This is a genomic window from Rhizobacter sp. P2_H3 (genome assembly GCF_056403355.1).
This window is the reverse complement of record NZ_JBFUFQ010000043.1, coordinates 1-24,826: the sequence shown is the minus strand read 5'-3', so window position 1 is coordinate 24,826 and position 24,826 is coordinate 1. Positions and strand designations below refer to the sequence as shown.

Annotated in this window: 29 protein-coding genes; 13 read left to right on the top strand and 16 right to left on the bottom strand. The window is 70.3% G+C overall.

What is annotated here, in order from left to right; translation table 11 throughout:
• Nucleotides 1–36: 36 nt before the first annotated feature.
• Nucleotides 37–615 carry a 5-formyltetrahydrofolate cyclo-ligase gene (locus AC1D1T_RS11220; protein ID WP_477824962.1) on the bottom strand — a complete coding sequence of 193 codons (579 nt, stop codon included), beginning with the start codon at nt 613–615 and terminating at the stop codon, nt 37–39.
• Nucleotides 616–663: 48 nt separating this feature from the next.
• Here AC1D1T_RS11220 and AC1D1T_RS11215 point away from each other — a divergent pair, with 48 nt between their 5' ends.
• Nucleotides 664–1,089, top strand: coding sequence for a TfoX/Sxy family protein (locus AC1D1T_RS11215; RefSeq protein ID WP_477824961.1), 426 nt, complete (start codon nt 664–666; stop codon nt 1,087–1,089).
• Here the strand turns inward: AC1D1T_RS11215 and AC1D1T_RS11210 are convergent.
• Nucleotides 1,028–1,399, bottom strand: a complete 372-nt coding sequence (locus tag AC1D1T_RS11210) for a DUF2917 domain-containing protein (protein ID WP_477824960.1) — start codon at nt 1,397–1,399, stop codon at nt 1,028–1,030. The genes AC1D1T_RS11215 and AC1D1T_RS11210 overlap by 62 nt on opposite strands.
• 92 nt (nt 1,400–1,491) lie before the next feature.
• Here AC1D1T_RS11210 and AC1D1T_RS11205 point away from each other — a divergent pair, with 92 nt between their 5' ends.
• Entirely contained in the window at nt 1,492–2,544 is a 1,053-nt protein-coding gene (locus AC1D1T_RS11205) for a LysR family transcriptional regulator (protein ID WP_477824959.1), read from the top strand.
• On the opposite strand, the gene AC1D1T_RS11200 is transcribed toward AC1D1T_RS11205, so the two are convergent.
• Nucleotides 2,510–3,112: a 5-formyltetrahydrofolate cyclo-ligase gene (locus tag AC1D1T_RS11200; protein WP_197066934.1), complete on the bottom strand. Its 603-nt coding sequence runs from the start codon at nt 3,110–3,112 to the stop codon at nt 2,510–2,512. The two genes, AC1D1T_RS11205 and AC1D1T_RS11200, sit on opposite strands and share 35 nt — an antisense overlap.
• A gap of 22 nt (nt 3,113–3,134) precedes the next feature.
• Between AC1D1T_RS11200 and AC1D1T_RS11195 the strand changes: the two genes are divergently transcribed.
• From AC1D1T_RS11195 to AC1D1T_RS11180, 4 genes are all read left to right on the top strand, one after another.
• Nucleotides 3,135–5,150, top strand: coding sequence for a transglycosylase SLT domain-containing protein (locus AC1D1T_RS11195; protein WP_477991886.1), 2,016 nt, complete (start codon nt 3,135–3,137; stop codon nt 5,148–5,150).
• On the top strand, nt 5,147–6,124 hold the full coding sequence (locus AC1D1T_RS11190) for a complex I NDUFA9 subunit family protein (RefSeq protein ID WP_465110624.1): 978 nt from the start codon (nt 5,147–5,149) through the stop codon (nt 6,122–6,124). The genes AC1D1T_RS11195 and AC1D1T_RS11190 overlap by 4 nt, the downstream gene beginning before the upstream one ends.
• A gap of 139 nt (nt 6,125–6,263) precedes the next feature.
• On the top strand, nt 6,264–6,944 hold the full coding sequence (locus AC1D1T_RS11185; RefSeq protein WP_477824957.1) for a glutathione S-transferase family protein: 681 nt from the start codon (nt 6,264–6,266) through the stop codon (nt 6,942–6,944).
• Nucleotides 6,945–6,980: 36 nt separating this feature from the next.
• Nucleotides 6,981–8,225, top strand: coding sequence for a multifunctional CCA addition/repair protein (locus AC1D1T_RS11180; protein ID WP_465110626.1), 1,245 nt, complete (start codon nt 6,981–6,983; stop codon nt 8,223–8,225).
• Here the strand turns inward: AC1D1T_RS11180 and AC1D1T_RS11175 are convergent.
• The 4 genes from AC1D1T_RS11175 to AC1D1T_RS11160 form a co-directional block, all read right to left on the bottom strand.
• Nucleotides 8,204–8,383, bottom strand: coding sequence for a hypothetical protein (locus AC1D1T_RS11175; RefSeq protein WP_047507779.1), 180 nt, complete (start codon nt 8,381–8,383; stop codon nt 8,204–8,206). The two genes, AC1D1T_RS11180 and AC1D1T_RS11175, sit on opposite strands and share 22 nt — an antisense overlap.
• 4 nt (nt 8,384–8,387) lie before the next feature.
• On the bottom strand, nt 8,388–8,582 hold the full coding sequence (locus AC1D1T_RS11170) for a hypothetical protein (protein ID WP_156154948.1): 195 nt from the start codon (nt 8,580–8,582) through the stop codon (nt 8,388–8,390).
• A gap of 105 nt (nt 8,583–8,687) precedes the next feature.
• The gene (locus AC1D1T_RS11165) at nt 8,688–8,885 is read right to left on the bottom strand and encodes a DUF2905 domain-containing protein (protein ID WP_047507774.1); all 198 of its coding nucleotides are present in this window, start codon (nt 8,883–8,885) and stop codon (nt 8,688–8,690) included.
• Between the two features lie 16 nt (nt 8,886–8,901).
• Entirely contained in the window at nt 8,902–10,032 is a 1,131-nt protein-coding gene (locus tag AC1D1T_RS11160; protein WP_477991885.1) for a class I SAM-dependent methyltransferase, read from the bottom strand.
• A 19-nt stretch (nt 10,033–10,051) separates the two neighbouring features.
• Here AC1D1T_RS11160 and AC1D1T_RS11155 point away from each other — a divergent pair, with 19 nt between their 5' ends.
• Genes AC1D1T_RS11155 through AC1D1T_RS11140 form a run of 4 tightly spaced genes read left to right on the top strand, consistent with a single transcriptional unit; the run spans nt 10,052 to nt 12,801 of the window.
• Nucleotides 10,052–10,831 carry an SDR family oxidoreductase gene (locus AC1D1T_RS11155; protein ID WP_477840970.1) on the top strand — a complete coding sequence of 260 codons (780 nt, stop codon included), beginning with the start codon at nt 10,052–10,054 and terminating at the stop codon, nt 10,829–10,831.
• Nucleotide 10,832: 1 nt separating this feature from the next.
• Nucleotides 10,833–11,231 carry a dihydroneopterin aldolase gene (locus tag AC1D1T_RS11150; protein ID WP_047507768.1) on the top strand — a complete coding sequence of 133 codons (399 nt, stop codon included), beginning with the start codon at nt 10,833–10,835 and terminating at the stop codon, nt 11,229–11,231.
• Nucleotides 11,231–12,154 (top strand): tRNA 2-thiocytidine(32) synthetase TtcA, encoded by a 924-nt coding sequence (gene ttcA / locus AC1D1T_RS11145; RefSeq protein WP_465110629.1) that lies wholly within the window; start codon nt 11,231–11,233, stop codon nt 12,152–12,154. Before AC1D1T_RS11150 ends, ttcA begins: the two co-directional genes overlap by 1 nt.
• Before the next feature lie 17 nt (nt 12,155–12,171).
• Nucleotides 12,172–12,801, top strand: coding sequence for a DUF4136 domain-containing protein (locus tag AC1D1T_RS11140; protein ID WP_477827064.1), 630 nt, complete (start codon nt 12,172–12,174; stop codon nt 12,799–12,801).
• A 4-nt stretch (nt 12,802–12,805) separates the two neighbouring features.
• Here the strand turns inward: AC1D1T_RS11140 and AC1D1T_RS11135 are convergent, their stop codons facing one another.
• Nucleotides 12,806–13,687 carry a DUF6279 family lipoprotein gene (locus AC1D1T_RS11135; RefSeq protein WP_477840974.1) on the bottom strand — a complete coding sequence of 294 codons (882 nt, stop codon included), beginning with the start codon at nt 13,685–13,687 and terminating at the stop codon, nt 12,806–12,808.
• Here AC1D1T_RS11135 and glmU point away from each other — a divergent pair.
• Together glmU and AC1D1T_RS11125 are read left to right on the top strand one after the other, a co-directional pair.
• Entirely contained in the window at nt 13,686–15,059 is a 1,374-nt protein-coding gene (gene glmU, locus AC1D1T_RS11130; RefSeq protein ID WP_477827066.1) for a bifunctional UDP-N-acetylglucosamine diphosphorylase/glucosamine-1-phosphate N-acetyltransferase GlmU, read from the top strand. The genes AC1D1T_RS11135 and glmU overlap by 2 nt on opposite strands.
• Before the next feature lie 85 nt (nt 15,060–15,144).
• Entirely contained in the window at nt 15,145–15,492 is a 348-nt protein-coding gene (locus AC1D1T_RS11125) for a DUF7674 family protein (protein ID WP_465110633.1), read from the top strand.
• Between the two features lie 23 nt (nt 15,493–15,515).
• On the opposite strand, the gene AC1D1T_RS11120 is transcribed toward AC1D1T_RS11125, so the two are convergent.
• The 4 genes from AC1D1T_RS11120 to tsaB are packed head-to-tail and all read right to left on the bottom strand — an operon-like array spanning nt 15,516 to nt 19,963.
• The gene (locus tag AC1D1T_RS11120; protein ID WP_477991884.1) at nt 15,516–17,924 is read right to left on the bottom strand and encodes a putative bifunctional diguanylate cyclase/phosphodiesterase; all 2,409 of its coding nucleotides are present in this window, start codon (nt 17,922–17,924) and stop codon (nt 15,516–15,518) included.
• Between the two features lie 5 nt (nt 17,925–17,929).
• A complete protein-coding gene (locus tag AC1D1T_RS11115) occupies nt 17,930–18,760 on the bottom strand; it encodes a uracil-DNA glycosylase (RefSeq protein ID WP_477826561.1) in 831 nt (276 codons plus the stop codon).
• The gene (rimI, locus tag AC1D1T_RS11110; protein ID WP_047507739.1) at nt 18,747–19,247 is read right to left on the bottom strand and encodes a ribosomal protein S18-alanine N-acetyltransferase; all 501 of its coding nucleotides are present in this window, start codon (nt 19,245–19,247) and stop codon (nt 18,747–18,749) included. The genes AC1D1T_RS11115 and rimI overlap by 14 nt, the downstream gene beginning before the upstream one ends.
• Nucleotides 19,244–19,963, bottom strand: a complete 720-nt coding sequence (tsaB, locus tag AC1D1T_RS11105) for a tRNA (adenosine(37)-N6)-threonylcarbamoyltransferase complex dimerization subunit type 1 TsaB (protein ID WP_477826562.1) — start codon at nt 19,961–19,963, stop codon at nt 19,244–19,246. The genes rimI and tsaB overlap by 4 nt, the downstream gene beginning before the upstream one ends.
• Before the next feature lie 41 nt (nt 19,964–20,004).
• On the opposite strand from tsaB, the gene dacB reads away from it, so the two are divergent.
• Nucleotides 20,005–21,426 carry a D-alanyl-D-alanine carboxypeptidase/D-alanyl-D-alanine endopeptidase gene (dacB, locus tag AC1D1T_RS11100; RefSeq protein ID WP_477826563.1) on the top strand — a complete coding sequence of 474 codons (1,422 nt, stop codon included), beginning with the start codon at nt 20,005–20,007 and terminating at the stop codon, nt 21,424–21,426.
• A 6-nt stretch (nt 21,427–21,432) separates the two neighbouring features.
• On the opposite strand, the gene AC1D1T_RS11095 is transcribed toward dacB, so the two are convergent.
• The 4 genes from AC1D1T_RS11095 to AC1D1T_RS11080 form a co-directional block, all read right to left on the bottom strand.
• Nucleotides 21,433–22,104, bottom strand: a complete 672-nt coding sequence (locus AC1D1T_RS11095) for an OmpW/AlkL family protein (RefSeq protein ID WP_477839217.1) — start codon at nt 22,102–22,104, stop codon at nt 21,433–21,435.
• Between the two features lie 38 nt (nt 22,105–22,142).
• Nucleotides 22,143–23,237 carry an SGNH/GDSL hydrolase family protein gene (locus AC1D1T_RS11090; protein WP_047507900.1) on the bottom strand — a complete coding sequence of 365 codons (1,095 nt, stop codon included), beginning with the start codon at nt 23,235–23,237 and terminating at the stop codon, nt 22,143–22,145.
• Between the two features lie 215 nt (nt 23,238–23,452).
• Nucleotides 23,453–24,454 carry an SGNH/GDSL hydrolase family protein gene (locus AC1D1T_RS11085; protein WP_465110640.1) on the bottom strand — a complete coding sequence of 334 codons (1,002 nt, stop codon included), beginning with the start codon at nt 24,452–24,454 and terminating at the stop codon, nt 23,453–23,455.
• Between the two features lie 36 nt (nt 24,455–24,490).
• On the bottom strand, nt 24,491–24,826 hold a 336-nt coding region (locus AC1D1T_RS11080; protein WP_477991883.1), incomplete at its 5' end, for a Sua5 family C-terminal domain-containing protein.

The following is a 24,826-nucleotide window of genomic DNA, read 5'->3' as shown; positions in this document are numbered from 1 at the left end:
GCTCCTTGGGGGCAGGAGCGCGAGCGACTGGGGGGCTCACTTGCTCCACATCACGCCTTCTTCGGTGATGACGGCATCCAACGCGTGCTCGTCTGGCCGCGGCCGCAGCATCGGCAGGAAGCCGTGCGCATAGCACAGCCCCACCGTGACCGGCCGAGGATTCAACGCCGCGATCGAGCGCTCGTAGAACCCGCCGCCGTAGCCCAGCCGCGCGCCCTCGGTGCCATAGCCCACGCACGGCAGCAGCAGCAACTGCGGCTGGAACTGCTCGGTGCCCTTGGGCTTCGGAATGTCATGCGCATCCAGCTCGGTCGGGCAGCCGGGGTACCAGACGTGAAAACGCAGCGTGCCATCCTTGCGGTCCATCACCGGCAGGCCGATGCGGCGTGCCGGGTCGGCCTCGCTCCAGCGGAACAGCGCCGGCAGCGGATCGAACTCGCCCTTGATCGGCCAGTAGCCGCCGATCAGCGTCTCGCGCCGGCTCACCAGCCAGATGCGCAGCATGCTCTGCAGTTGCACGGCACGCTCCAGCCGGTCGGGCAGCGCCTGCCGGTCGGCGATCAGTTTCGTGCGCAACACCCCGAGGGTGGTGGAGGACGTGTCGGAGGTGGCCATGGCGAGGCATTGTGACGCAGGCGCCTCTGCTGCCCCTACGATAGGCACATGGCCACGATCAGCTCGCCCAAGGATGAATTCGCCCGCTACTGCGTCGAGCTGCTCGGCTCGCTCGGCCCGACACGCTCGCGGCGCATGTTCGGTGGATACGGCTTCTACGTCGACGACGTGTTCATCGCGCTGATCTTTCAGGAGCGCCTGTACCTGAAGGCCGACGACGCGACCCGGGCCCGCTTCGAGCAGTCGAGCTGCCAGCCCTTCGTCTACGAGGGCGGCGACGGCAAGTCGGTGTCGATCAGCTACTACACCGCGCCCGACGAGGCGATGGAATCGCCCGCGCTGATGCGCCCGTGGGCGCGGCTCGCGATGGAGGCGGGCCTGCGCGCCGCGGCGGCCAAGGCCCGCAAGACCGTCAAGCCGCGTGCGGCAGCGGCGAAGACGAAGACCCCAGCCGCGAAGCGAGCTGCTCGCTGAGCCGCTGCGCCAGCGACTTGCCGCGCCGGCAGGCGTCCGGCGGCACCAGCAGCTGGAATTGCGCGCTCGGCCAAGCCTCGAGCACCGCCTGCGCACCGGCCGGCAGCGCGACGCTGTCGCCGCTTTCGAGCCACACATCCTGGGCCGGCTCGTCGGCCGTGCCGGGCACCGTCAGCCACAGCCGGCCTTCGGTCACGCGCAGCCAGCGGGGCCCCGGGCCGATCTCCAGCGGGCGTGCCTCGCCGGGTGCCACGGTCCAGCTCGCGGCCTGGGATTGTTGAAAATTGCTCATCACCATCGGGGTTGCCATGTCGCTCTCCTTGCAGGGCATGGAGTGAACTTTAGGGGGCTGCAGGCCGACGGTCCAATGACTTGTGTGACGCGCATTGATACCATTCGCGCATGAATCAACCGCGTCATCGGCCGCTCTCGGTCGGCCCGGTCCGGGCCTTCGAGGCGGTGGCCCGCCATCTCAGCTTCAGCGCTGCCGCCGAAGAACTGCACCTGACCCAGTCGGCCATCAGCCGGCAGATCAAGGGCCTGGAGGAAGAGCTCGGCGCGCCGCTCTTCAACCGCGGCACCCGCTCGGTCGAGCTGACCGGCGACGGCCAGGTGCTGTTGCGCGCGGTCGCGCCCTCGCTCGACCGGCTGGACACCGCGGTGCGGCAGATCCGCACCTCGCGCGGCCGGCGCCGCGTGACGGTCAACACCTTCGCGTCGTTCGTGTCGCTGTGGCTGCTGCCGCGGCTCGAGGCCTTCCAGCGCGCGAACCCCGACATCGACATCCGCGTCTCCGCCACCGACATGGTGGTCGACCTCGATGATCCCGAGATCGACATCGTGCTGCGCTACGGCGGCGACCACCTGGTGCCGGCCGGCACGCCGCGGCTGTTCGGCGAGACCCTGACGCCGGCCATCAGCCCGTGGCTGGCCGAGCAGATCGCGCGCGGCCAGGCGCCGCCGCTGTCGACGCCGGCCGACCTGGCCGGCCACACGCTGGCCGAGGAGGACGACAACCGCCCGACCGCCGAGTTCCTGAGCTGGCGGCGCTGGCTCACGCTGCATGGCCAGCCCGGGTTGCAGCCGCGCCGGTGGATGTACCTCAACTTCACCTACCAGCAGGTGCAGACGGCGCTGGCCGGGCAGGCGATCGCGCTGGCCCGCATGGCGCTGGTGGCCGACTCGCTCGAGCGCGGCGACCTGGTCGAGCCGTTCGGGCCGGCCGGGCGCATCGACGCGCCGCATGCCTACTGGATGGTGGTGTCGCCGCAGTCGGTGCTGCGGCCCGAGGTGCAGCGCTTTCGCGACTGGCTGATCGAGCAGGGCGAACGCACGAATGCGACGCTGACGAACGCGACGCTCACCGCGCAGTCGGCCCGCAGCGTGCAGCGCCTCGCGCAGGCGGCGCCCGAGCCGGTCATCAGCCCTGCGCCACCCCGTTCTCGGTCACGATGAGCGCGAGCGGCAGGTCGTGGGCTTGCGGCGCGAGTTCGGCCTCGCTGAGGCGGCCGGCCTCCCACGCGACGCCGACGGTCGTGACGTGCGGGTGCAGCGCGAGCCAGCGGTCGAAGAAACCGCCGCCGTAGCCGAGCCGCCAGCCGCTGCCGGTGAAGCCGACGCAGGGCACCAGCACCACGTCCGGCACCACCGCGGCACCGTTCGCAGCGGGGATGCCGCATTCATCCTTCTGCGACGGCGGGCTGCCATCCCACGTGCGGTAGTGCATCTGCGGCGGCACGCGCTGCGTGAATGGCAATGCAAGCGGCAAGGCGGCATGCGATCCATCGCCATCCCACAGGCTTGCTGCGTTAAATTCGGAACGCATCGGCCAATAGACCCCGAGGCACCCGGGTTCGAGTTGATCGAGAACCAGCCCGAGGTGACGCGTGAGAGATGCCGCCGCAACTTGTCCGGCGGGCGACGAGACAAACGCGGTGCGCGCGGCCAGCAGGCGCTGACGCAAGAGATGACGGACGTCGGGGTCTGATGGCAAGGTGGGCACCATGAAGGACAGCGTGAACAAAGACAAATCATATGGCGCGGGCATGACGAGGACGCTGGCGCGGTGGCTGCTGAAGGGCCTGGCGGTCGCCGTGCTCGCGAATGCGATGCCTGCCTGCGCGCAGAGCGGCAACGACGCGGTGCTCGAAGCCCGCGAGGCGCTGCGCAAGAAAGACCGGGCCCGGCTCGCCGCGCTGCGCGACAGCACGATCGCCGAGCGCAACCCGCTTGCGATGTGGGTCGACTACTGGGAGATCGGCCAGCGGCTGCAGTTCGTGCAGGCCGACGAGATCGCGGCCTTCTACCAGCGCTGGCGCGGCAGCTACGTCGAAGACCGGCTGCGCAACGACTGGCTGCTGGAGCTGGGGCGCCGTCGCGATTTCAAGACGCTGGCCGCCGACTACCCGAGCTTCCGCATGAACGACGACCGCGAGGTCTCGTGCTACGCGCTGCTGGCCGACCACCTCGACGGCAAGGACGTGCGCGCCGCCGCCCGCAGTGCCTGGTTCGCGCAGCGCGAGGCCGACGACGGCTGCGCGCTGCTGGCCGCGACGCTGTACGACGCGAAGCAGCTCACCGAAGCCGACGCCTGGCGCAAGGCGCGCCTCGCGATCGACGGCAACAAGCCGCGTGCGGCGCGCCAGGCGGCGCTGATGGTCAACACCCGGGCCGCCAGCGACGTCGACGACCTGGCCGACAACCCGGCGCGCTACCTGACCCGCGCACTCGGCGGGCGGCAGGCGAACCAGCTGAACACGCTGGCGCTGATGCGCCTCGCCTCCACCGACCCCGAACTCGCTGCCAACCTGCTGAGCGGCAAATGGGAGGCCGCGCTGCCGCCCGAGCTCGCGGCCTGGGCCTGGGCCGCGGTCGGCAAGCAGGCGGCGCTGAAGCTGCTGCCCGAGGCTTCCGGTTATTTCACCCGGGCCGCGCTGCTGTCGTCGAAGGCCGCGATCTCGATCGACTGGGCCGACGAGACGCTCGCCTGGAAGGCACGTGCCGCGCTGCGCGCCGGCGAGAACGCGCCGCGCTGGCAGCAGGTGGTGCAGGCGATCGATGCGATGAACCCGATCGAGCAGCGCGACGCGACCTGGGTCTACTGGAAGGCCCGTGCGCTGCGCGCGCTGGCCAAGGACTCGGCCGAGGGCGACGGCCTGCGCGCCCAGGCGACCGCGATGTTCGAGAGCATCGCGCCGCAGTTCGGCTTCTACGGCATGCTCGCCGCCGAGGAACTGGGCGGGCCGATCACGCTGCCGGTGGCGCCGCAGCCGCTGACGCAGGACGAGCGCGACGCCGCCGCGCGCCAGCCGGGGCTGGCCCGTGCGCTGGCGCTGGTGTCGATCGGGCTGCGCAGCGAGGGCGTGCGCGAATGGAACTTCACGCTGCGCGGCATGGAGGAGCGCGAGCTGCTCGCCGCGGCGCAGCTCGCCTGCGACCGGCGCGTCTGGGACCGCTGCGTCAACACCAGCGACCGCACGCGCGGCGAGATCGACATCGCGCAGCGCTACCCGACGCCGTTCCGCGCCGAGGTGATGGCGGCGTCGAAAGCGACCGCGGTCGACCCGGCGCTGATCTACGGGGTGATGCGCCAGGAGTCGCGCTTCCAGCCCGACATCCGCTCCAGTGCGAACGCCTACGGGCTGATGCAGGTGATCCAGCCGACCGCGAAGAACGTCGCCAAGCGCATCGGCATGGCCTACGACCCGGCGCAGATCATGGACGTGCCGACCAACGTGCAGCTCGGCTCGAGCTACCTGCGGCTGCTGCTCGACGACTTCGGCGGCTCGCAGGTGCTGAGCGCGACCGCCTACAACGCCGGCCCGGGCCGGCCGCGGCGCTGGCGCGACGGGCCGAAGCTCGAGCCGGCGATCTGGATCGAGAACATCCCGTTCAACGAGACGCGCGACTACGTGAAGAAGGTGATGTCCAACACCTTGCTGTACGCGACGCTGCTGAACGACCCGACGGCGCTGCAGACCGCATCGCTGAAGGCCCGGCTGGGCAAGCCGGTCGGCCCGCGCGAAGTGACCGCGCCGCCGCCCGACGGCAGCCTGCCATGAACGGAAGCCGGCCGTTGAACCTGCTGGTCATCGGTGGATCCGGCTTCCTCGGCCGGGCACTGTGCGCCGAGCTGGTCCAGCGCAGCGGCGGCGGTGGTGGCCGGCTGACGGTGCCGAGCCGGCAGCCGCAGCGCGCGAAGGCGCTGGCGATGCTGCCGACCGTCGAGCTGCTCGCGGCCGACGTGCACGACGATGCGCAACTCGCGGGCCTGGTTGCCGGGCGCGATGCGGTGGTCAACCTGGTCGGCATCCTGCACGGGGGCGAGGCGGATTTCCAGCGCGCGCATGTCGAGCTGCCGAACCGCATCGCCCACGCCTGCCGCCAGGCCGGCGTGCGCCGGCTGGTGCACATCAGCGCGCTCGGCGCCCAGGCCGGCGCGCCCAGCATGTACCTGCGCTCGAAGGCGGCCGGCGAGGCGGTGCTGCAGCAATCCGGGCTCGACGTCACGCTGCTGCGCCCGTCGGTGATGTTCGGCGAGGAAGACCGCTTCATGAACCTGTTCGCGCAGCTGCAGCGGGTGCTGCCGGTGCTGCCGCTGGGCGGCGCCGATGCACGCTTCCAGCCGGTGTGGGTGCAGGACGTCGCGGCGGGCATCGCGCAGGCGCTGGCGCGCGAGGCGGCCGGGGCCGGGGTGCGTTCGTACGACTGCGCCGGGCCCAAGGTCTGGACGCTGTCGCAGCTGGTGCGGCTGGCCGGGCGCTGGTCGGGCCATCCGCGGCCGCTGATCGCGCTGCCCGACGGCCTCGCACGGCTGCAGGCCGGGCTGATGGAATGGCTGCCGGGCACGCCGCTGATGTCGCGCGACAACCTCGATTCGATGAAGGTGCCGAACGTCGCCAACGAAGCGCTGCCGGGACTCGGTGCGCTCGGCGTGCGCCGCACCGGCCTCGAAGCGGTGGTGCCGGCGTACCTCGGCAGCAGCGCCGGGCCGGCGCGGCTCGAAGGCTGGCGGCGACAGGCCGGACGCGGCTGAGCGCGGGCCGGCCGCCGCGGATGCGCGGCAGGCATGGCTTCCATTCGCAAATCTCATCGGTCGGCGCGGCCGGCGCAGAGCACCGCTCGCCTACGATGCAAGACCCCCTACCGACCCACTCGACACCCCGAGGCCCGCCATGCAGCTCTACATCGGCAACAAGAACTACTCGTCCTGGTCCATGCGTCCGTGGGTGCTGCTGACGCAGGCCGGCATCCCGTTCGACGAGGTGATGGTCCGCTTCGATTCGTTCGAGCCCGATTCGCAGTTCAAGACCGAGCTGGCGCGCCACTCGCCGACCGGCCGCGTGCCGCTGCTGGTCGACGACGGCTTCGCGGTCTGGGACACGCTGGCGATCGCCGAATACGTGGCCGAGCGCTTCCCCGCGAAGCAGCTGTGGCCGGCCGATGCGAAGGCCCGCGCGCGGGCGCGCAGCGTGTGCGCCGAGATGCATTCCGGCTTCGGCGCGCTGCGCAACCATTTCCCGATGAACGTCGAGGCTTCGCTGCCCGAGGTCGGCGAACGGCTGCTGCGCGAGCAGCCGGCGGTGCGCGCCGACCTCGACCGCCTGGTGCAGATGTGGAGCGAGTTGCTGCAGCAGCACGGCGGCCCGCTGCTGTTCGGCGGCTTCACGATCGCCGATGCGTATTTCGCGCCGGTGGTGATGCGGCTGCTGACCTACCGGCCGCCGCTGCCGCCGCAGATCGCGGCCTATGTCGAGCGCGTGCGCGCGCTGCCTGGCGTCGATGCCTGGTGCCGCGATGCGCTGGCCGAGCAGGACTTTCTTCCCTTCGAGGAGCCATATCGCACCGCTCGCTGAGACCGGTCGGCGCGTGCGCGCCTCTACACTGCGCCGATGAAGAAGTGGATGGTCGGCGGCGCGGTCCGCGATGCATTGTTGGGGCGTCCGGTCAATGACCGCGACTGGGTGGTCGTCGGCGCGTCGCCGGTCGAGCTGCTCGAAGCCGGCTACATGCCGGTCGGCAAGGACTTCCCGGTGTTCCTGCATCCGGAGACGAAGGAAGAGGTGGCGCTCGCGCGCACCGAGCGCAAGACCGCGCCGGGCTACCACGGCTTCACGTTCCATGCCGACCCGGGCGTCACGCTGGAAGAAGACCTGCAGCGCCGCGACCTGACGATCAACGCGATGGCGCAGGACGAAGACGGCCGCATCGTCGACCCCTGGGGCGGCCGGCGCGACCTGGCCGACAAGCTGCTGCGCCATGTGTCGCCGGCGTTTGCGGAAGACCCGGTGCGCATCCTGCGGATCGCGCGCTTCGCGGCACGCTTCGATGATTTCAGCATCGCATCCGAGACCCAGGCGCTGATGCGCCACATGGTCGAGATCGGCGAGGTCGATGCGCTGGTGCCTGAGCGCGTCTGGCAGGAGCTGTCGCGCGGGCTGATGGAGGCGCGGCCGTCGCGCCTGTTCGAGGTGCTGCGCCGCTGCGGCGCGCTGGCGCGCCTGCTGCCCGAGGTCGACCGGCTGTGGGGCGTGCCGCAGCCGCCTGAGCACCATCCGGAAGTCGACACCGGCGTGCACCTGATGCTGGTGCTCGACATGGCGGCGCAACTGGGGGCCTCGCTCGAGGTGCGTTTCGCGTGCCTGGGCCACGACCTCGGCAAGGGCACGACGCCGGTCGACGAACTGCCGCGCCACATCGCGCACGAGGCGCGCAGCGTGCAGCTCGTGCAGGCGCTGGCGCAGCGGCTGAAGGTGCCCACCGACTGCCGCGAGCTGGCCGAAGCGGTGGCGCGCGAGCACGGCAACATCCACCGCAGCCTGCAGCTGGATGGCTCCGCGGTGATGCGGCTGTTCGACCGCTGCGACGTGTGGCGGCGGCCGGCGCGCTTCTCGGAGCTGCTGCTCGCCTGCGAATGCGATGCGCGCGGGCGCACCGGCTTCGAGGATCGGCCGTATCCGCAGCGGCCGCGCCTGCAGGGAGCGCTGGACGCGGCGCTGGCGGTGGACACGGCCAAGGTGTCGAGCGACGCCCTGGCGCGCGGCTGGAAGGGCACCGCGATCGGTTCGGCGATCCGCCATGCGCGCTACACGGCGGTGTCGGACTACCTCGCAGCTCAGCCTTCGACCGGCAGTTGACGGTTGCGCAGGTGCAGCGTCATGCGCCTGCGCGCCCGATCGTCGAGCATCAGCAGCCAGCGCAGCGCACGCCATTCGTGCGCGACGAACACCGGAACCGACAAGCGCAACACGCCGGGCAGGTTGTGCAGACCTGCCGGGCAGCCTGTGCGGCGCATCGCCTCAGGTGGCGAAGTAGCGCGACTCGAGCGCCCGGGCGTTGGTCAGGTGCAGCCGCAGCTTCAGGCGGTCGAGCCAGCTGAGCGGGTGCATGCGGCCGTCGGGCATCGCGAGCACCGGACCGAGGATGGGTTCTTCCTCGATGCGGGATTCCTGATAGTCCTGCTGCGTCGTCGGCGATTTCAGAGCTTCAGCCATGCGGGCCTCCTTGTGCATCCCAGAGAAGGGAGCGAGGCCGTTGTAACCAGTTGTAGGGGGCGGCGCAAGTCTGGTTTGTCCGTGTCCCTGCCGGCGGCACTGGCTTCAGATCAGCTTCGTGATGGCCAGCGCGACCAGGCTCAGCAGCACGCTGCTGGTGATCGGGATGAAGAACTCGCGCCCGAACAGCCGGAAGCGGAAGTCGCCGGGCAGCCGCCCGAGCCCGATCTTCAGCAGCCAGCGCTGCAGCCCGCTGAACAGCAGCAGCGCGATCAGGATCACCAGCAGCCAGCGCAAGCCCATGGTCGTCGGGTCCGGGTCAGAGGGTATGGCTGCGGTCGCCGTGCACGAAGCCCAGCGGGGCCTCGGTGAACGACGCATCGCAGCCGCGCGCCAGCGCGATCACCTTGAACAGCTCGCCCATCTCGTGCTCCAGCAACAACTTCTGCGCATTCGCGCGGGTCTTCAGGTCGGCATCGGCCAGCCGGTCGACCAGCCCGCAGTTGATCAGGAAATGGGCCTGCGTGGTGTAACCCACCACCTCCAGCCCGGCATCCTGTGCGGCCAGCGCGATGCCGGTGAAGTCGACGTGGGCGGTGATGTCCTTGCGGCCGACCTCGGCCAGCGGGTCGCCGTCGGCCCGGTGCCCCTGGTGGCACATCAGCGTGCCGCCGTGGCGCTGCGGCAGGTAGTACTCGGCCTCCGGGAAGCCGTAGTCGATGAAGAAGGCCGCGCCGCGCTGCAGCCGGTCGGCCAGCGTCGCGATGAAGGCTCGGGCCTGCGGGTGGATCTCGGTGACGGTGCCGGGCACGAACGGGGCCTCGACGGGCGGCCGCAGGGCGGTCGGCCGGTCGCTCCACGCGAAGCCCTCGGTCCGGCCATCACCGGCCGCGACGACGCCGCGTYCGAGCCACTGCGTGCCGTCGAAGTGCAGCAGCTGCACCGGCATCGCGTCCAGCACCTCGTTGCCGACGATCACGCCGCGCATCGCGGCCGGCAGCTCCGACACCCAGCGCACCCGGTCGCCGAAGCGCGCCAGCCGCTGCTGCTGGCGCTGCCGCAGCGCGCCGGACAGGTCGACGATGGTGTAGCGCTCGGGCGCGAGGCCGTCGGCGGCCAGTGCCTCAAGGAGCTGCTCGGCCAGGGCGCCGGAGCCGGCGCCGAACTCCCACACCTCGCGGCTGTCGCAGGCCCGCAGCGCCTGCGCGACCTGGCGCGCGAGCGCATGGCCGAACAGCGGCGTCAGCTCGGGGGCGGTGACGAAATCGCTGCCGGACGACGGCAGCATGCCGAACTGCCGGTCGCCCGCGCTGTAGTAGCCGAGCCCGGGCGCGTACAACGCGAGCGCCATGAAGCGGTCGAAAGGCAGCCAGTCGCCGTTGCGGGCGATGGCCTGGCGGATCAGCGACGAAAGCGCCGCCGATACACTGCCGGCTGGTGGGGTTTGCATGCCCCGATTGTAGAAAGCCATGTCCGCACGTCCCGTCACCCTGGTCACCGGCGCGGCCCGCCGCCTGGGCCGGGCGATCGCGCTCGAGCTGGCCGCGCACGGCCACGACCTCGCGATCCACTGCCGCAGCTCGCGCGACGAGGCGCAGGTCACCGCCGACGAGGCCGCGCGGCTCGGCGCCCGTGCCGAGGTGTTCGCGGCCGACCTCGCCGACGAGGCCGCCTGCCGGGCGCTGGTGCCGGCCGTCTGCGAGCGCCTGGGCCGGCTCGACGCGGTCGTCAACAATGCGTCGACCTTCGCCTACGACAACGTCGACAGCTTCAGCTACGCCGCGATGGAGGCCCACTGGCGTGCCAACACCGGCCCGGCCGTGCTGCTCGCGCAGGCCCTGCATGCCCACCTGGCGGCCCGCGACGGCCACGGCTGCGTCGTCAACCTGCTCGACCAGAAGCTGTGGAATCCGAATCCGGACTACCTGTCCTACACCCTGTCGAAAGCGGCGCTGCAGTCGGCGACCGTGCTGCTCGCGCAGGCGCTCGCGCCGCGGCTGCGGGTGTGCGGCGTCGCGCCCGGCGTCACGCTGCTGTCGGGCGCGATGACCGAGGCAGAATTCGCCCAGGCGCACGGCCTGACGCCGCTGCAACGATCGTCGACGCCGGGCGACGTGGCGCACGCGGTGCGCTTCCTGATCGAGTCGCCGGCCGTCACCGGCAGCACGCTGCTGGTCGATGGCGGCCAGCACCTGCAGGGCCAGCCGCGCGACGTGATGTTCATTGCCAATCCCGGGAAGAAGACCTGACATGCATTCGCTCCTCAGCAACCCCAGCCTGATGGACTGCCGCCGGCTGTTCCTGCACGACTACGAGGTGCGGATCAACATCGGCGTGCACGAATTCGAGAAGAGGGGCGAGCAGCGGGTGCTGATCAACGTCGATCTCTACATTCCGCTCGCGATGTCGACGCCGAAGGCCGACAAGCTCGACGAGGTGGTCGACTACGACTTCATGCGCCGCACCATCGCCCACCGCGTGCTGCAGGGCCACATCCACCTGCAGGAAACGCTGTGCGACGACGTGCTGGCGCTGATGCTGGCGCACCCGCGCGTGCGCGCCGCGCGCGTGTCGACCGCGAAACCCGACGTGTACCCCGACTGCGAAGCCGTCGGCTGCGAAGTGTTTGGAATGAAGAAGGACCTGTGATGAGTGCCGTACTGGACAACCGACAAGACACCAAGGACGAGGCGAAGCAGGCCTTCGAGATCAACAAGCTCAGCAAGCGCCTGCACCGCCAGGTCGGCCAGGCGATCGCCGACTTCAACATGATCGAGGACGGCGACAAGGTGATGGTCTGCGTGTCCGGCGGCAAGGACAGCTATGCGCTGCTCGACATCCTGCTGAACCTGCAGCAGCGCGCGCCGATCCGCTTCGAGCTGGTGGCGGTGAACCTCGACCAGAAGCAGCCGGGCTTTCCGGACCACGTGCTGCCGGAGTACCTGAAGTCGCGCGGCGTGCCGTTCCACATCGAGAACCAGGACACCTACTCGATCGTCAAGCGCCTGATCCCCGAGGGCAAGACGATGTGCAGCCTGTGCTCGCGGCTGCGCCGCGGCATCCTGTACCGCGTGGCCGGCGAGCTCGGCGCGACCAAGGTGGCGCTCGGCCACCACCGCGACGACATGCTGCAGACGCTGTTCATGAACATGTTCTTCGGCAGCCGCATGAAGGGCATGCCGCCGAAGCTGGTCAGCGACGACGGCAAGAACATCGTGATCCGCCCGCTCGCCTACGTGGCCGAGCCCGACCTGGAGCGCTGGGCCGCGCACCGGCAGTTCCCGATCATCCCGTGCACGCTGTGCGGCAGCCAGGAGAACCTGCAGCGCGTGCAGACCAAGCAGATGCTGCGCGACTGGGACAAGCGCTTCCCCGGCCGCATCGAGAACATGTTCACCGCGATGGGCAACATCGTGCCGTCGCACATGATGGACCGGAACCTCTACCCGTTCACCACACTCAAAACCACCGGCGTGCCCGATGCCGCTGGCGATCGGGCCTTCGACGACGACGAGAGCTGTGCCCCGGCCGAACCCGCCGGCGACGCGGTGCCCATCAAGCTGCACGTTTGACCTGACGGAGGCCGACCATGTGGAAACCTGCCCTGACCACCACCCTGCTGGCCGGCGCGCTGCTGGGCCTGGGGGGGTGTGCCGCGATGAACGCGGTCGACAGCAACGTCTCCACCTACAGCCAATGGCCGGCCGGGCGCAGCGCATCGACCTACGCCTTCGAGCGCCTGCCGTCGCAGCAGGCGCGGGCGATGGAGCAGGAGAAGCTGGAGTCGATGGCCCGGCACTCGCTGCAGGTGGCCGGCTTCAGCGAGGCGGGCGACGCGAAGGCGGCCGATTTCACGGTGCAGGTCGGCGCGCGCATCAACCGCTACGACGTCTCGCCGTACGACGACCCGTTCTGGTGGCATGGCGGCTTGTTCCGTTCGCGCTACGGCTACGGCGGCTATGGCCGAGGCCCGTTCTGGGGCCCGCCCGGCTACTTCGGCCCGCGCTACTACGACACGACCTACTACGACCGCGAGGTGGCGGTGCTGATCCGCGACCGGCAGTCCGGGCAGGTGGTGTATGAGGCGCGCGCGGCCAACGACGGTACGACGATGGGTGGCGATGCGATGATCGCCGCGATGTTCGACGCGGCGCTGAAGGACTTTCCGCAGACCGGGATCAACCCTCGGCGCGTGACGATCCAGCTTCCGCCGAGCTGATCCATCATCGCCCGGTGTCCGCCGCCAGCGCGCGAAAGTCGCCGGCCCAGCCCTTGAGCTTCTTCGCCGCGTACTGCCGCTGCTCCGCGGTCGTCGTGTTGTGCAGCTGCGCCCCGAACTCGCAGTTGTAGCGCGTCAGCTTCTCCTGGTAGCTGCGGAAGTTCTCGCGCGGCGAGTGCTGCACCCGCTCGGCGATCGCGCGCAGCGCGGCCTGCACCTGGGGCTGCGGCGGCCGCTCGGCCAGCAGCTTTCGCAGCGTCTGCAGCACGTCCTGCTGGCGCGCCTTGCGTTCGGCCAGCCACAGCTCCGGGTCGAACGGCGATGCCGCCATCGCCCGCCGCACCCGCTCGGTCTGCGCCTCGTCGAGGTCGCCGTACAGCATCTCGGCGCGCTCCATCGTGCGCTTCATCGTGGCCTTCAGCCGGTCCTGCGGGTCGGGCTGCAGGTAGTCGTCGGCATAGTCCTCGTTGACCTTCGCGTAGCGCTTCTCGATGTGCTTCAGCTGCTCCGGCCTCAGCGACAGCGCCGTCTCGGCCAGCGCCGGCAGCGCCTGGTCGAGGCCGGTGAACATGCGCGATTCGACCTCGTCGGTCCAGCGGCAGGCCTGGGCGGCCGTGATGGGTTGCTGCAGCTCGCCGGCCAGCTTGTCCACCCATTGCGCATAGTCCGGCAGCTGGGTGCGGCGGTTCCAGCGGAACCACGACGTGATCGCGTCGCGCACCCGCGGCGTCTGCTCGTCGTTGAAGTCGATGTACTTGTCCAGCCACCAGTAGCCGAGGTCCGGCGCCTGGTTGTAGGCCAGGCGCATCGCACCACACCCTGAAAGCAGGGTGGTCAGCGCCAGCGCGACGCCGATAATCACCGACCTGAAAAAAGGACGTTGCATGGCACTCGACATCGTGATCATGGCCGCGGGCAAGGGCACCCGCATGAAATCCAGCCTGCCCAAGGTCTTGCACAAGCTGGCCGGGCGAAGCCTATTGCAGCATGTTCTCGGTACCGCAGCATCGCTGGGGGCGACCCGCATCATCACGATCACCGGCCACGGCGCCGAACAGGTCGAGGCGGCGGTGCAGGCACCCGGATTGCTCTTCGTGCGGCAGATGCCGCAGCTGGGCACCGGCCACGCCGTGCAGCAGGCCGTGCCGCAGCTGCACGACGAAGGCACCACGCTGATCCTGAACGGCGACACGCCGCTGATCGAGGCGGCCACGGTGCGCGCGCTCGTCGATGCTTGCGGCGGCGAGCGCTTCGCGCTGCTGACGATCACGCTGGCCGATGCCACCGGCTACGGCCGCATCGTGCGCGACGGCGAGCAGGTGCGCGCGATCGTCGAGCACAAGGACGCGACGCCCGCGCAGCGCGAGATCCGCGAGGTCAACACCGGCGTGATGGCGGTGCCGACGAAGCGCCTGAAGGGCTGGCTGGCCAGGCTCGACAACAAGAACGCCCAGGGCGAGTACTACCTGACCGACATCATCGCGATGGCGGTCGCCGACGGCGTGCCGGTCGTCACCGCGCAGCCGAAGAGCGAGACCGAGGTGCTGGGCGTCAACAGCCCGATGCAGCTGGCCGACCTGGAGCGCCGCTACCAGCGCGCCCGTGCCGAGGCGCTGATGGAGGCCGGCGTGCGGCTGGCCGATCCGGCGCGCTTCGACGTGCGCGGCAGCCTCACCTGCGGCAGCGACGTCGAGATCGACGTCAACTGCATCTTCGACGGCGAGGTCGAGCTCGGCGACGGCGTGCGCATCGGCGCGAACTGCGTGGTCCGCAACGCGCGCCTCCTGGCCGGCGCGGTGATCCATCCATTCACGCACATCGACGGCGAGGCGCAGGGCGTCAGCGTCGGGCGCGGTGCGCTGGTCGGCCCGTTCGCGCGGCTGCGCCCCGGCGCGCAGCTGGGCGACGAGGTGCACATCGGCAACTTCGTCGAGGTGAAGAACTCGACGCTCGCAAAGGGCGCGAAGGCCAACCACCTGGCCTACCTGGGCGATGCGACGGTCGGCGAGCGCGTGAACTACGGCGCCGGCAGCATCACCGCGAACTACGACGGCGCGAACAAGCACCGCACCGTGATCGGCGACGACGTGCACGTCGGCAGCAACTGCGTGCTGATCGCGCCGGTCGTGATCGGTGCCGGCGCGACGATCGGCGGCGGCTCGACGATCTCGAAGGACGCACCGGCCGGCCAGCTGACGGTGTCGCGCGCGAAGCAGGTGTCGCTCGAGGGGTGGACGAGGCCGGTCAAGAAGCGCTGACGGGCCGCACGAGCCGTCCGCCAGGGAACCAATCGGCGCCCGGGGTCACACAGGTCGGTTGCAGTCAACCGCTCCGAAGGATCCCGTGAGCCCCCTGGAAAAGCAGATGAGCATCGCGGCGTTCATCGACGACCTGCTGACGCAGGTTCCCGAACTGTCAGCGTTGCACAGGCAGCACATCGAGGCCCACCAGGGCCTGGTGCCTGCGGTATTCATGGCCGATGTCACCCGGGTGGTGATGGGGCTGGTGAAGGAACCGGCCGGGGCGGAACCCGTCACCCGCTTGCTGCAGCTGATGGAGCGGGCGCTTGAATCGCGCGACACCGGCGTCAGGGACCTGGTCAAGGCATCGCTGGTCGAAGGCCTGTCCGTCCGCACCGCCGCGGCCGCCGAGCGCTGGCTCGCCAACGACGACATCATCACGCGGCCCTGAGTCGGTGAGTCTGCGCCCGGCGTTCACACCAGCGCCGGCCGCGCCAGCGCGATCGCCCACGCCTCGAACGCCGCCGCCGGCAGCGGCGAGCTGACCAGCTCGCCCTGCAGTTCGTCGCAGCCGAGCCGCGTCAGGAAATCCTGCTGCGCGATCGTCTCGACGCCCTCGGCGATCACCGTGATGTCCAGGCTGCGCGCCAGCTGCACGATGGCGCGCGCGATCGCCGCCGAGTCGTGCTCGTCCGGCAGGTCCTTCACGAACGAGCGGTCGATCTTCATCTTGTCGATCGGCAGCTCCTTCAGGTGGCCGAGCGACGAGTAGCCGGTGCCGAAGTCGTCGACCGAGATCCGGATGCCCATCGCCTTCAGCTCGCCGAGCCGCGCCTTCACCTCGCCGAGGTCGTCCATCAGCATGCGCTCGGTCAGCTCGAGCTCGAGGAATTCGCCGGGCACGCCTTCCTCGCGCAGCATGTCGGCGATCATCTGGATGAAGCCCACCGTCTGGAACTGCACGCTCGACAGGTTCACCGCCACCGGCACGCTGCTGATGCCGGCTTCGTGCCAGCGCCGCGCGCAGCGCAGCGCGTCGCGCAGCACCCACTGGCCGATCGGCAGCATCTGCCGCTGCTGCTCGGCCAGCGGAATGAAATGGTCGGGCATCAGCAGCCCGCGCTCCGGGTGGTTCCAGCGGATCAGCGCCTCGACGCCGACCAGCACGCCATCGTGCGCACGCACCTGCGGCTGGAAATGCAGCATGAACTCGCTGCGCTCCAGCGCCTGCGTCAGCTGGCTCTCCATCACCAGCGCGGCATAGGCGGAGCGCGCCATCGCCGGCGTGAAGAACTGGTAGTTCGCGCGGCCGCGCGCCTTCGCGAGGTACATCGCGGTGTCGGCGTTCTTGATCAGCTCGTCGGCCGTCTGGCCGTCGTGCGGGAACATCGAGATGCCCACCGACGGCGTCACCGAGATCAGCCGCCCGTCGGCATTCACCGGCACCTCGATCGCCGCCAGCAGCTTCTGCGTCGCCTCCTCGACGTCGGCGCGCTGCAGCACGCCCGGCAGCAGCACGATGAACTCGTCGCCGCCGAAGCGCGCCACCAGGTCGGTCGAGCGCAGGCTCTGGATGATGCGCTGCGCGACCGTCTGCAGCAGCGTGTCGCCGATCAGGTGGCCCAGCGAGTCGTTGACGCGCTTGAAATGGTCGAGGTCGATGAACAGCAGCGCGAGCTGCGAGTCGCTGGTGCGCGCGCCGGTGATGCGGTGCTCCAGCGTCTCCATGAAGCTCATCCGGTTCGGCAGCTGCGTCAGCGCGTCGTGGTGCGCCAGGTGGTGGATGCGCTCCTGCGCCGCCTGCCGGTCGCGCAGGTCGCGCACCAGCGTCATGCGCATGCGCTCGCCGTTGCGCAGCATCGTGCGCACGGTGAATTCCACCGGCAGGCGGCGGCCATCCTTGTGCAGCGCGACGCTCTCGTAGGTGATCTCGGCACCGGCCGATTGCGTCGCGGCGGCGCGCGCGAGCTGGTCGGGCGCGATGAACTCCAGCGTCTGGCGGCCCTTCAGTTCCTCTAGCGTGTAGCCGATCAGCGCGAGCGCCGGCGGGTTGGCGTCGGTGATCACGCCATCCTTGTGGAACACGATGCCCTCGGCGCTCGCCTGCATGAACTTCGCGAGGCGCTCTTCCGATTCGCGCACCGACTGCTCGGCGAGGCGGTGCTTCGTGATGTCGGAGATCAGCACGAAGGTGGCGGTCGCATCGCCGTCGTTGACCACGTGCGGCACCAGGTTCACCTCGATCCAGCGGCGCTGGCCGTCGGCGCCGATCAGCTCGCGCTCGTAGGACGCGCTGCGCCGCTCGCGCAGCACCTGGTCGACCTGCGGCTGGATCAGCCGCGCGGCCGGCTCGCCGATGATCTCGGCGACGGTGTGGCCGACGATCGACTGCTCGTCCCAGCCGAAGGTCTGCGCATATTGCTTGTTCGCGAACAGGCAGCGCAGCGTGCTGGCCTGGTAGTAGGCGATCAGCACCGRCACGTTGTCGGCCAGCAGCTGGAACTGGTCGGCCCGGGCGCGCGCCGACAACTCGGCGCGGTGGCTGTCGGTCACGTCGTGCAGCACGCACAGGTAGTGGCCGGGTCCCGGCAGCCAGCGTGCTTCCAGGTCGAGCCAGCAGGGGCCGCCGGCCGATTGCGGCGCGCACTGCATGCGCAGGTTCAGCGCGAAGTCCTCGCGCGCGATCAGCCGCGTGGCGAGCGTCGCGCGCGACTCGGCGCCGAGCAGCGACTGCCACAGCAGCCCGGCATCGAGCACCGAGCCGGCGCCGCTGAACTCGACGAAGGCGCGGTTGCCCTGCAGCACCCGGCACTCGGGCGTCAGCCGCAGCACCATGCACGGCAGGTCCTCGGTGTCGGGCCAGGCGGGCGAGGTGGCGTCCATCGGCGTCAGGCGTCCGGGGTCGGATCCATCGGCTTCATCTGCTCCAGCGCGAGGCACAGGTCGTCCCAGGCGCGCGCCTTGTCCTCCGGGTTGCGCAGCAGGTAGGCCGGGTGGTAGGTGACGACCAGCGGTACGCCCTGGTACCGGTGCACCTTGCCGCGCAGCCGGCCGACCGGCTCGCTGCTGCGCAGCAGGCTCTGCACCGCGAAGCGGCCCATCGCGAGGATCATGCGCGGCTTCACGAGCTCGATCTGGCGGATCAGGAACGGCTCGCACTGGGCCAGTTCGTCGGGCTCGGGGTTGCGGTTGCCGGGAGGGCGGCATTTCAGCGTGTTGGCGATGAAGACCTGGCGCGCCGGTTCGGCCTCGCCGCGCGTCAGGCCGAGCGCGCGCAGCATGCTGTCGAGCAGCTGGCCCGACTTGCCGACGAAGGGCTCGCCCTGCCGGTCCTCCTGCTCGCCGGGGGCTTCGCCGACGACCATCCAGTGGGCCTGCGGGTTGCCGACGCCGAACACCGTCTGCGTGCGGCCGCTGCACAGCTTGCAGGCGGTGCAACCGGCGACCGCGTCGCGCAGCGCGGGCCAGTCCATCGTCGCGACGCCGCTCGGGCGCGGGCCGCGCAGCGGGGCGGTGGCGGGCTCGACGTCGGGGGCGGTGTTGCGTGCGGTGTTGGGTGCGATGTTGGGTGCGGTGTTGGGTGCGACAGCGGGCGACGGTGCGGCTGCCGTGGCCGGCGCGGGCTCGGCCAGCGCCACCTCGTCGCCCTGCGCCGGCGCATCCCACACGCGGATGCCCATCTCCTGCAGCATCGCGACCTGGCGTTCACTCCAGCGCATCGACACCTCCCACCTGCAGGCTCATCACCGCCGCATCCTCGCGCCCGCTCGGGTGCGTGGCGCGCGACGCCGGGTAGTAGCCGCGGCGCGTGCCGATCGACTGGAAGCCGTAGCGCAGGTACAGCGCGCGGGCGCGCTCGTTGCTCTGCCGCACCTCCAGCCACAGCTGGCCGGCGCGGCGCTCGCGGCACACGGCGACCAGCTCGTCGAGCAGGAAGCGGGCGTGGCCCTGGCGCTGGAAGGCCGGCGCGACGGTCAGGTTCAGCAGGTGCATCTCGTCCACGCCGGGCATCGCGATGAAGTAGCCCAGCATCTCGCCGCGCTCGCCGTAGATCACGCGGGCCACGTAGCCGGCGGCCAGCGAGTCGATGAAGTTGCCGTGGGTCCACGGGAATTCATAGGCCTGGCGCTCGATCTCGAGCACCGCATCGAGCTGCGTGACGCCCAGCGGCAGCAGCAGGCGCTTGTCCCTCAGTACGGCACTCATGCCAATGCCTTCGCTTTCATGGCCTTGTCGTGTTCGCGCTCGGCGGTCGTCTGCGCCACCTTGTCGCGCAGGTAGACCGGCAGCGCGTGCGCGGCGTCGACGCGAACGCCTTGCGACCACAGCTGCGCGGCGACACGCGCCAGCGCCTCGGCCCGGGATCTCGCCTGCGGCACGCGGCGCACCGACGGCCCGATCGCCAGCCGGTCGCCGAAGGCATCGAGCGCCGAGCCGGCAATCACGCCGACGGGCTGTTCCTGCAGCAGCGCATGGAATGCGTCGATGCGCAGCAGCGCGGGCGCCGTGGTCACCGCCCAGTGCCCGTCGCGCCAGCGGTAGCGGCCGGCATAGATCTCGTCCATGCGTGCATCCATCGCGACGCAGACCTCGGCCGCATCGGTCTGCACGCGTGCATCGTCGGCCACCAGCATCAGGCTGTCGACCGGGATCACCGGCCTGGCCGCGCCGTACGCCAGCCCCTGGGCCACCGAGCATGCGGTGCGCAGCCCGGTGAAGGCGCCGGGGCCGCAGCCGAAGGCGATCGCGTCGACATCGGCCAGCGCCAGGCCGTGCGCGGCCAGCAAGGCCATCAGCTCGGGGATCAGCGCGGCCGAGGCCTGCGCGCCGCCGGCACCGTCGTGCGCGGCATGCCGCCCGGGCGTGACCAGCGCGATTGCCATCGCGTCGGTGGAGGTGTCGAAAGCCAGCAGCGTGCCCATGGCGACAGTCTAAAGCCCGGGGTGCGTGAGATCATCAGGGGATGGGGAATGTAGGGAGACGCATCCTGCTGGGCGCCGTCGGGCTGTGGGCCGCGATGCCCGCGCTGGCAGCACCGCTGCCGGTCGAGGCCGAGGTGGCGCTCGACGCCGCCAAGGTGCCGCGCGAGGCGATGGTCGCCTGGGTGCAGGAGGTCGGCGCGAGCGCGCCGCGGCTCGACTGGCAGTCGCGCCAGCCGGTCAACCCGGCGTCGCTGATGAAGCTGCTGACCACCTCGGCCGCGCTCGAACTGCTCGGCCCGGCCTGGAGCTGGTCGACGCCGGTCTGGCTGCAGGGCACGGTGCGCAAGCCGGGCCCGAACGGCGTGCTCGACGGTGACCTCGTGATCCGCGGCACCGGCGACCCGAAGCTCGTGCCCGAGCGGTTGTGGATGATGCTGCGCCGCGTGCAGCAGCTCGGCGTGCACGAGATCCGCGGCGACATCGTGCTCGACCGCAGCGCGTTCCGCCCGGCGCTGCAGAACCCGGCCGATTTCGACAACGATCCGCTGCGGCCGTACAACGTGCAGCCCGATGCGCTGATGCTGAACTACAAGTCGCTGACGCTGACCTTCGCGCCCGACGCGCTGGCCGGCGTCGCGCGCATCACCGCCGACGTGCCGCTGGCGGGCCTGCAGGTCGACGACGGCGTGCCGCTGATCGCCGGCCCCTGCGACGACTGGCGCGCGCCGCTGCTGCTCGATGCCGCCGATCCGGCAAAGCTCAAGCTGGCCGGCGGCTTCCGCAAGCTGTGCGGCGAGAAATCATGGTCGATCGCCTGGCCCGAGCCGCAGCGCTACAACGAGCGCCTGCTGCGCGGCCTGTGGCACGAGATGGGCGGCAAGCTGACCGGGCGCGTGCGCGACGGCGTCGCGCCGTCCACGCCGCCGAGCTTCGAGCTGGTGTCGCCGCCGCTGGCCGAGGTGGTCCGCGACATCAACAAGTTCAGCAACAACGTGATGGCGCAGCAGCTGTTCCTGACGCTCGGCCTGACGCAGCGCGGCCTCGGCTCGCCGGAGCTCGCGCGCGAGGTGCTGCGCCAGTGGCTGGCCGAGCGCTGGCCGGAGGCGGCGCCGTCCGTGGTCATCGACAACGGCTCGGGCCTGTCGCGCGATTCGCGTGCCACCGCGCAGCTGCTCGCCCGCGTGCTGCAGGCCGACTGGATGGGGCCGGTGATGCCGGAGCTGATGAGCTCGCTGCCGGTCAGCGGCCTCGACGGCACGCTGAAGCGCTCGCGCGCGACGCTCGGCCGCGCGCACCTGAAGACCGGGTCGCTGAAGGACGTGGCCGGCATTGCCGGCTTCGTGCTGGGCAACAGCGGCCGGCGCTACATCGTGGTGGCCATCATCAACCACCCCAACGCCAACGCCGCCCGCCCGGCCCTCGACGCGATGACCCAGTGGGTCATCAACGACACGGTGAACTGACGGCGGTCAGAACCGGTAGCCGACCGAGAGATTCGTCGAGATCGGGTCCAGCTTCGTGTCGATCGACTGCCCGGTCGACAGCTTGGTGGTCGTCTTCAGGTAGGTCTTGATGACCGAGCCGTCGACGAACCAGTGCTCGTCGAACCGGTAGCTCAGGCCGAGCTGGAACGACGGCCCGAAGGCCGAATCCACCGACATCGAGGTCGCCGGGCCGCCCGGGTTGGTCAGCGCGGTCAGCGTGCCCGAGCCTTCCTCGCCGTAGAAGTGCGCATAGGTCAGGCCGGCGCCGACGTAGGGCCGAAAGGGCGAGCTCGCCTCCAGGAAGCGGTATTGCGCGAACAGCGTCGGCGACACCTGCTTGATGGTGCCCAGCTTGCCGACGCCCGACAGCGCGCCGTCGCCGACCACCTCGTGCTTGTAGGGCAGGCCGGCGAAGAACTCCAGCGAGACGTTGTCGGTCAGCATGTAGCCGAGCGTGAAGATCGCCTGCGTGTCGCTCTTCACGTCGACCTTGCTGTTGGGCAGGCTGGAGGCGCTCAGGTCGTCGCTCTTCACCTGCGGCGCGATCTGGTTGGCTCCCGCCTTCACCATCCAGGTGCCGGCCGATTGCGCGAGTGCCGCGGTGCTGCCGAACAGTGCCAGCGCCGCGATCGCAAGGGTCTTGATGCCATGGGTCATGGGAATGTCCTTTGGTGGGCGGATCGATGGGCGCGGGCTCAGAGCCAGCCGCTTTCGACCATGCGCTTGGCGACGAAGCGCGCGAGCAACTGGTAGGCGAACGGCGTCGGGTGCACCGTGTCGGCGAACTCGTAGCGCGAGGTGTCGCCGGCGATCAGCGTGTCGGTCGAGCAGACCAGCGAGCTGGCGAAGGGCATCTTGACCGTGTTGGCGGTGTTCGCGCTGGCCAGGTCGCAGGCCGGCGTCGTCACGTTGGTCAGGCCGTACATCTCGGGATGGGCGACCTGGTCGCGTCCCTGCGTGTAGGCGTCGACTTCGAGCACGCCGGTGGTGCCGGTCAGGCCGGCGTGCAACTGGGCGTTGAACTGCGTCACCATCGTGTTGATCAGCGTCTGCACGTCCGCACTCTGCGAATAGCCGAGCGGTGTCTGGCTGACGTCGGGCAGGTTCACGACGACGACGTGCGTCGCGCCCTTCGCGAGGATCAGCGTCTTGATGTAGGCCGCCAGCTCGCCGCCGGCCTGGGCCATCGCGGTGACGGCCTGCGTCGGCGTGGCCTGGGCCGCGCTCACGGCCGCCAGGTTGATGAACACGTCGTTGCCGCCCGCCATCACCGTGACCAGCTCGGTGCCGCTGAAGCTGCCGCCGACGGCGGTCAGGTGGTTGTTGATCTGCGTGACGACCGGCACGGTGAGCTGGCCGACGTAGCCGCTGGTGTCGCCGGCGGCAATGAGGGCCTTGTTGCCGGGGCCAACCGGGTTGGTCACCCGCGCTCCGCCCTGGGCGTAGCCGTAGCAGCCGGCATGGGCCGCGGCGGCCTGCGCGAAGCCGGCCAGCGGTCCCGACGATTCCAGTCCGGTCTGCGCCGCGCACGGTGCGCCGGTGCCGGCCTGCACCGCCAGCAGCTCGGTCCAGTTCTTCGCGGCGCTGCTGTTCACGGTGTACTTGCCGCCGTGGGTGGTCGCGACCAGCGCCGCCGTGGCGTACGTTCCGACATCGCTCAGGCTGTCACCGAACGACACCGTCGCGCTGTACTGCACGCGCGGCGACTGGTCGCCATCACCCCCGCCGCCACACGCGGCGAGCAGCAGCGACGCGAGCGTCACCGCACCCCAGGAACGGAAGTTCTTCATGCAATCCCCTTGGTTGGTCGGCGGGCGCAAAACAGCACCCTCCTGTCGTGATGGATGGTTGCGGCCGACTATAGAGAGACACCGTTGCAGTGCCTCGTCGGAGAAACCCCGCTCGCCGTGTAAAGAAGCGTAGCAGCCCGGAGCGTGTCTCCCGGCGGGCCGAGCGCCGGGCCGCCCCAAGCCGGCCCGCATCCCCCCGAGGGGTGGTCATCAGGTCAGAACGGGTTGTTGACGGCGCGGCTGGACGCCATCGAGCCGAGCTGGCCGTGGGCGGACGGGCCGAAGCGCAGGTTGTCGGCCCACAGCCAGGTGGAGCCGGTCGCATCGAGGGTGCCCGATTCCGGCACCTTCTTCAGCGTCGTCATGGTGCAGTTCGGCAGCACGGCGGTGCTCAGGCAGGCCGCGGCGTTGTTGTTCACCAACCCGTAGTTGGGGTAGTTGCGCACCATGTCCTGCAGGCGCTCGTCGAACACCACCAGGCCGACCGACTTGCCGCCGTCCTTCACGTCCTCGAGCTTCAGCCGCAGCGCCGCATTGAACTGGAAGCTGAGGGCCGACAGGAAGGCCGCGCGCCCCGGGTTCGCCAGGTCCTCGGCAGCCGCATACGGCGTCAGGCCCTGGTCGGCGGCGGTCGCGACGACCACCTTCGCGCCGAGGTCGGCCAGCCGGATGATCTGCCCGCCCAGCGCATCGCCGGCCGCGGCGGCGGCGGCCTGCAGGCTGCCCGCGTCCTGGCCGGGGAACTGCTGGTACAGCGCGACGATGTCGTTGGCGCCGGCCATCACCGTGACCAGGTCCTTGTTCGACAGCGAGTCGCCGGAGGTGAACTGCGTGATCTGCGAGGCCACGTCGTTGACGCCGGCGCCCACCGTCGCCAGCGTCTGCGCCGTGACCGCCGCGCTGTTCGGGTTGCACTCCGCGAAGACCAGGCCGAAGGTGCCGGCCACCATCTGGATCCAGATCGGGAAGCTCGAGCAGTCCAGCGCGGTGGTCGGCGTGGCCGGGGTGGTGGTGGTGTCGAAGATCACCGCGTTGATGCTGTACTTGGCGCCGGTGCTCGACATCACGCTGGCTTCGTCGCCGAACGAGATCAGCCGCCGTGGCACGAAGCGCTCGACCTGCGTGCCGCCACCGCACGATGCGAGCAGCGTGGCCGCCAGCACGGCCGCACCGAGGCGCACCCAGCTCTTTTGCTTCGGATCAGCCTTGAAAATCATGAACACTCCAGAGGGGAAAACGGTGAGGGGAGGAAGTCAGGCGGCGGCAGCCCGTTGCAGGCGGTCGCGCACACCGTCCCATTCGGGATCGGCGGGCGGCTCTTCCACCCAGATCAGATGCACGCCCTCGGCATCGAGTTCGCGCAGCGCGGAAAAAAGTTCGTGGGCCGCCTGCGACGCCTGCGACGGCATCACGCGGTGGCGCAGCCCGCGCACCGCCTTGGCGGGCACGGTCCGCGAATATACCGCCAGCTTCAATGTCGAGCCTTCGAGCATCTGCAACGCGGTATTCAGCATCGGCCCGGCCATCAGGCGCAGCTTGGCGCGCGGGGCGTAGTGGGCCTCGAGCGTGCCGGAGGCGCGCGGCGCGGC

What these genes read in the sequence shown, in the direction of transcription:
- AC1D1T_RS11220 (WP_477824962.1), bottom strand. Translation starts at nt 615, where the DNA reads ATGGCCACCTCCGACACGTCCTCCACCACCCTCGGGGTGTTGCGCACG.
- AC1D1T_RS11215 (WP_477824961.1), top strand. Translation starts at nt 664, where the DNA reads ATGGCCACGATCAGCTCGCCCAAGGATGAATTCGCCCGCTACTGCGTC.
- AC1D1T_RS11210 (WP_477824960.1), bottom strand. Translation starts at nt 1,399, where the DNA reads ATGGCAACCCCGATGGTGATGAGCAATTTTCAACAATCCCAGGCCGCG.
- AC1D1T_RS11205 (WP_477824959.1), top strand. Translation starts at nt 1,492, where the DNA reads ATGAATCAACCGCGTCATCGGCCGCTCTCGGTCGGCCCGGTCCGGGCC.
- AC1D1T_RS11195 (WP_477991886.1), top strand. Translation starts at nt 3,135, where the DNA reads ATGACGAGGACGCTGGCGCGGTGGCTGCTGAAGGGCCTGGCGGTCGCC.
- AC1D1T_RS11190 (WP_465110624.1), top strand. Translation starts at nt 5,147, where the DNA reads ATGAACGGAAGCCGGCCGTTGAACCTGCTGGTCATCGGTGGATCCGGC.
- AC1D1T_RS11185 (WP_477824957.1), top strand. Translation starts at nt 6,264, where the DNA reads ATGCAGCTCTACATCGGCAACAAGAACTACTCGTCCTGGTCCATGCGT.
- AC1D1T_RS11180 (WP_465110626.1), top strand. Translation starts at nt 6,981, where the DNA reads ATGAAGAAGTGGATGGTCGGCGGCGCGGTCCGCGATGCATTGTTGGGG.
- AC1D1T_RS11175 (WP_047507779.1), bottom strand. Translation starts at nt 8,383, where the DNA reads ATGCGCCGCACAGGCTGCCCGGCAGGTCTGCACAACCTGCCCGGCGTG.
- AC1D1T_RS11170 (WP_156154948.1), bottom strand. Translation starts at nt 8,582, where the DNA reads ATGGCTGAAGCTCTGAAATCGCCGACGACGCAGCAGGACTATCAGGAA.
- AC1D1T_RS11165 (WP_047507774.1), bottom strand. Translation starts at nt 8,885, where the DNA reads ATGGGCTTGCGCTGGCTGCTGGTGATCCTGATCGCGCTGCTGCTGTTC.
- AC1D1T_RS11155 (WP_477840970.1), top strand. Translation starts at nt 10,052, where the DNA reads ATGTCCGCACGTCCCGTCACCCTGGTCACCGGCGCGGCCCGCCGCCTG.
- AC1D1T_RS11150 (WP_047507768.1), top strand. Translation starts at nt 10,833, where the DNA reads ATGCATTCGCTCCTCAGCAACCCCAGCCTGATGGACTGCCGCCGGCTG.
- ttcA (WP_465110629.1), top strand. Translation starts at nt 11,231, where the DNA reads ATGAGTGCCGTACTGGACAACCGACAAGACACCAAGGACGAGGCGAAG.
- AC1D1T_RS11140 (WP_477827064.1), top strand. Translation starts at nt 12,172, where the DNA reads ATGTGGAAACCTGCCCTGACCACCACCCTGCTGGCCGGCGCGCTGCTG.
- glmU (WP_477827066.1), top strand. Translation starts at nt 13,686, where the DNA reads ATGGCACTCGACATCGTGATCATGGCCGCGGGCAAGGGCACCCGCATG.
- AC1D1T_RS11135 (WP_477840974.1), bottom strand. Translation starts at nt 13,687, where the DNA reads ATGCAACGTCCTTTTTTCAGGTCGGTGATTATCGGCGTCGCGCTGGCG.
- AC1D1T_RS11115 (WP_477826561.1), bottom strand. Translation starts at nt 18,760, where the DNA reads ATGCGCTGGAGTGAACGCCAGGTCGCGATGCTGCAGGAGATGGGCATC.
- rimI (WP_047507739.1), bottom strand. Translation starts at nt 19,247, where the DNA reads ATGAGTGCCGTACTGAGGGACAAGCGCCTGCTGCTGCCGCTGGGCGTC.
- tsaB (WP_477826562.1), bottom strand. Translation starts at nt 19,963, where the DNA reads ATGGGCACGCTGCTGGCTTTCGACACCTCCACCGACGCGATGGCAATC.
- dacB (WP_477826563.1), top strand. Translation starts at nt 20,005, where the DNA reads ATGGGGAATGTAGGGAGACGCATCCTGCTGGGCGCCGTCGGGCTGTGG.
- AC1D1T_RS11095 (WP_477839217.1), bottom strand. Translation starts at nt 22,104, where the DNA reads ATGACCCATGGCATCAAGACCCTTGCGATCGCGGCGCTGGCACTGTTC.
- AC1D1T_RS11090 (WP_047507900.1), bottom strand. Translation starts at nt 23,237, where the DNA reads ATGAAGAACTTCCGTTCCTGGGGTGCGGTGACGCTCGCGTCGCTGCTG.
- AC1D1T_RS11085 (WP_465110640.1), bottom strand. Translation starts at nt 24,454, where the DNA reads ATGATTTTCAAGGCTGATCCGAAGCAAAAGAGCTGGGTGCGCCTCGGT.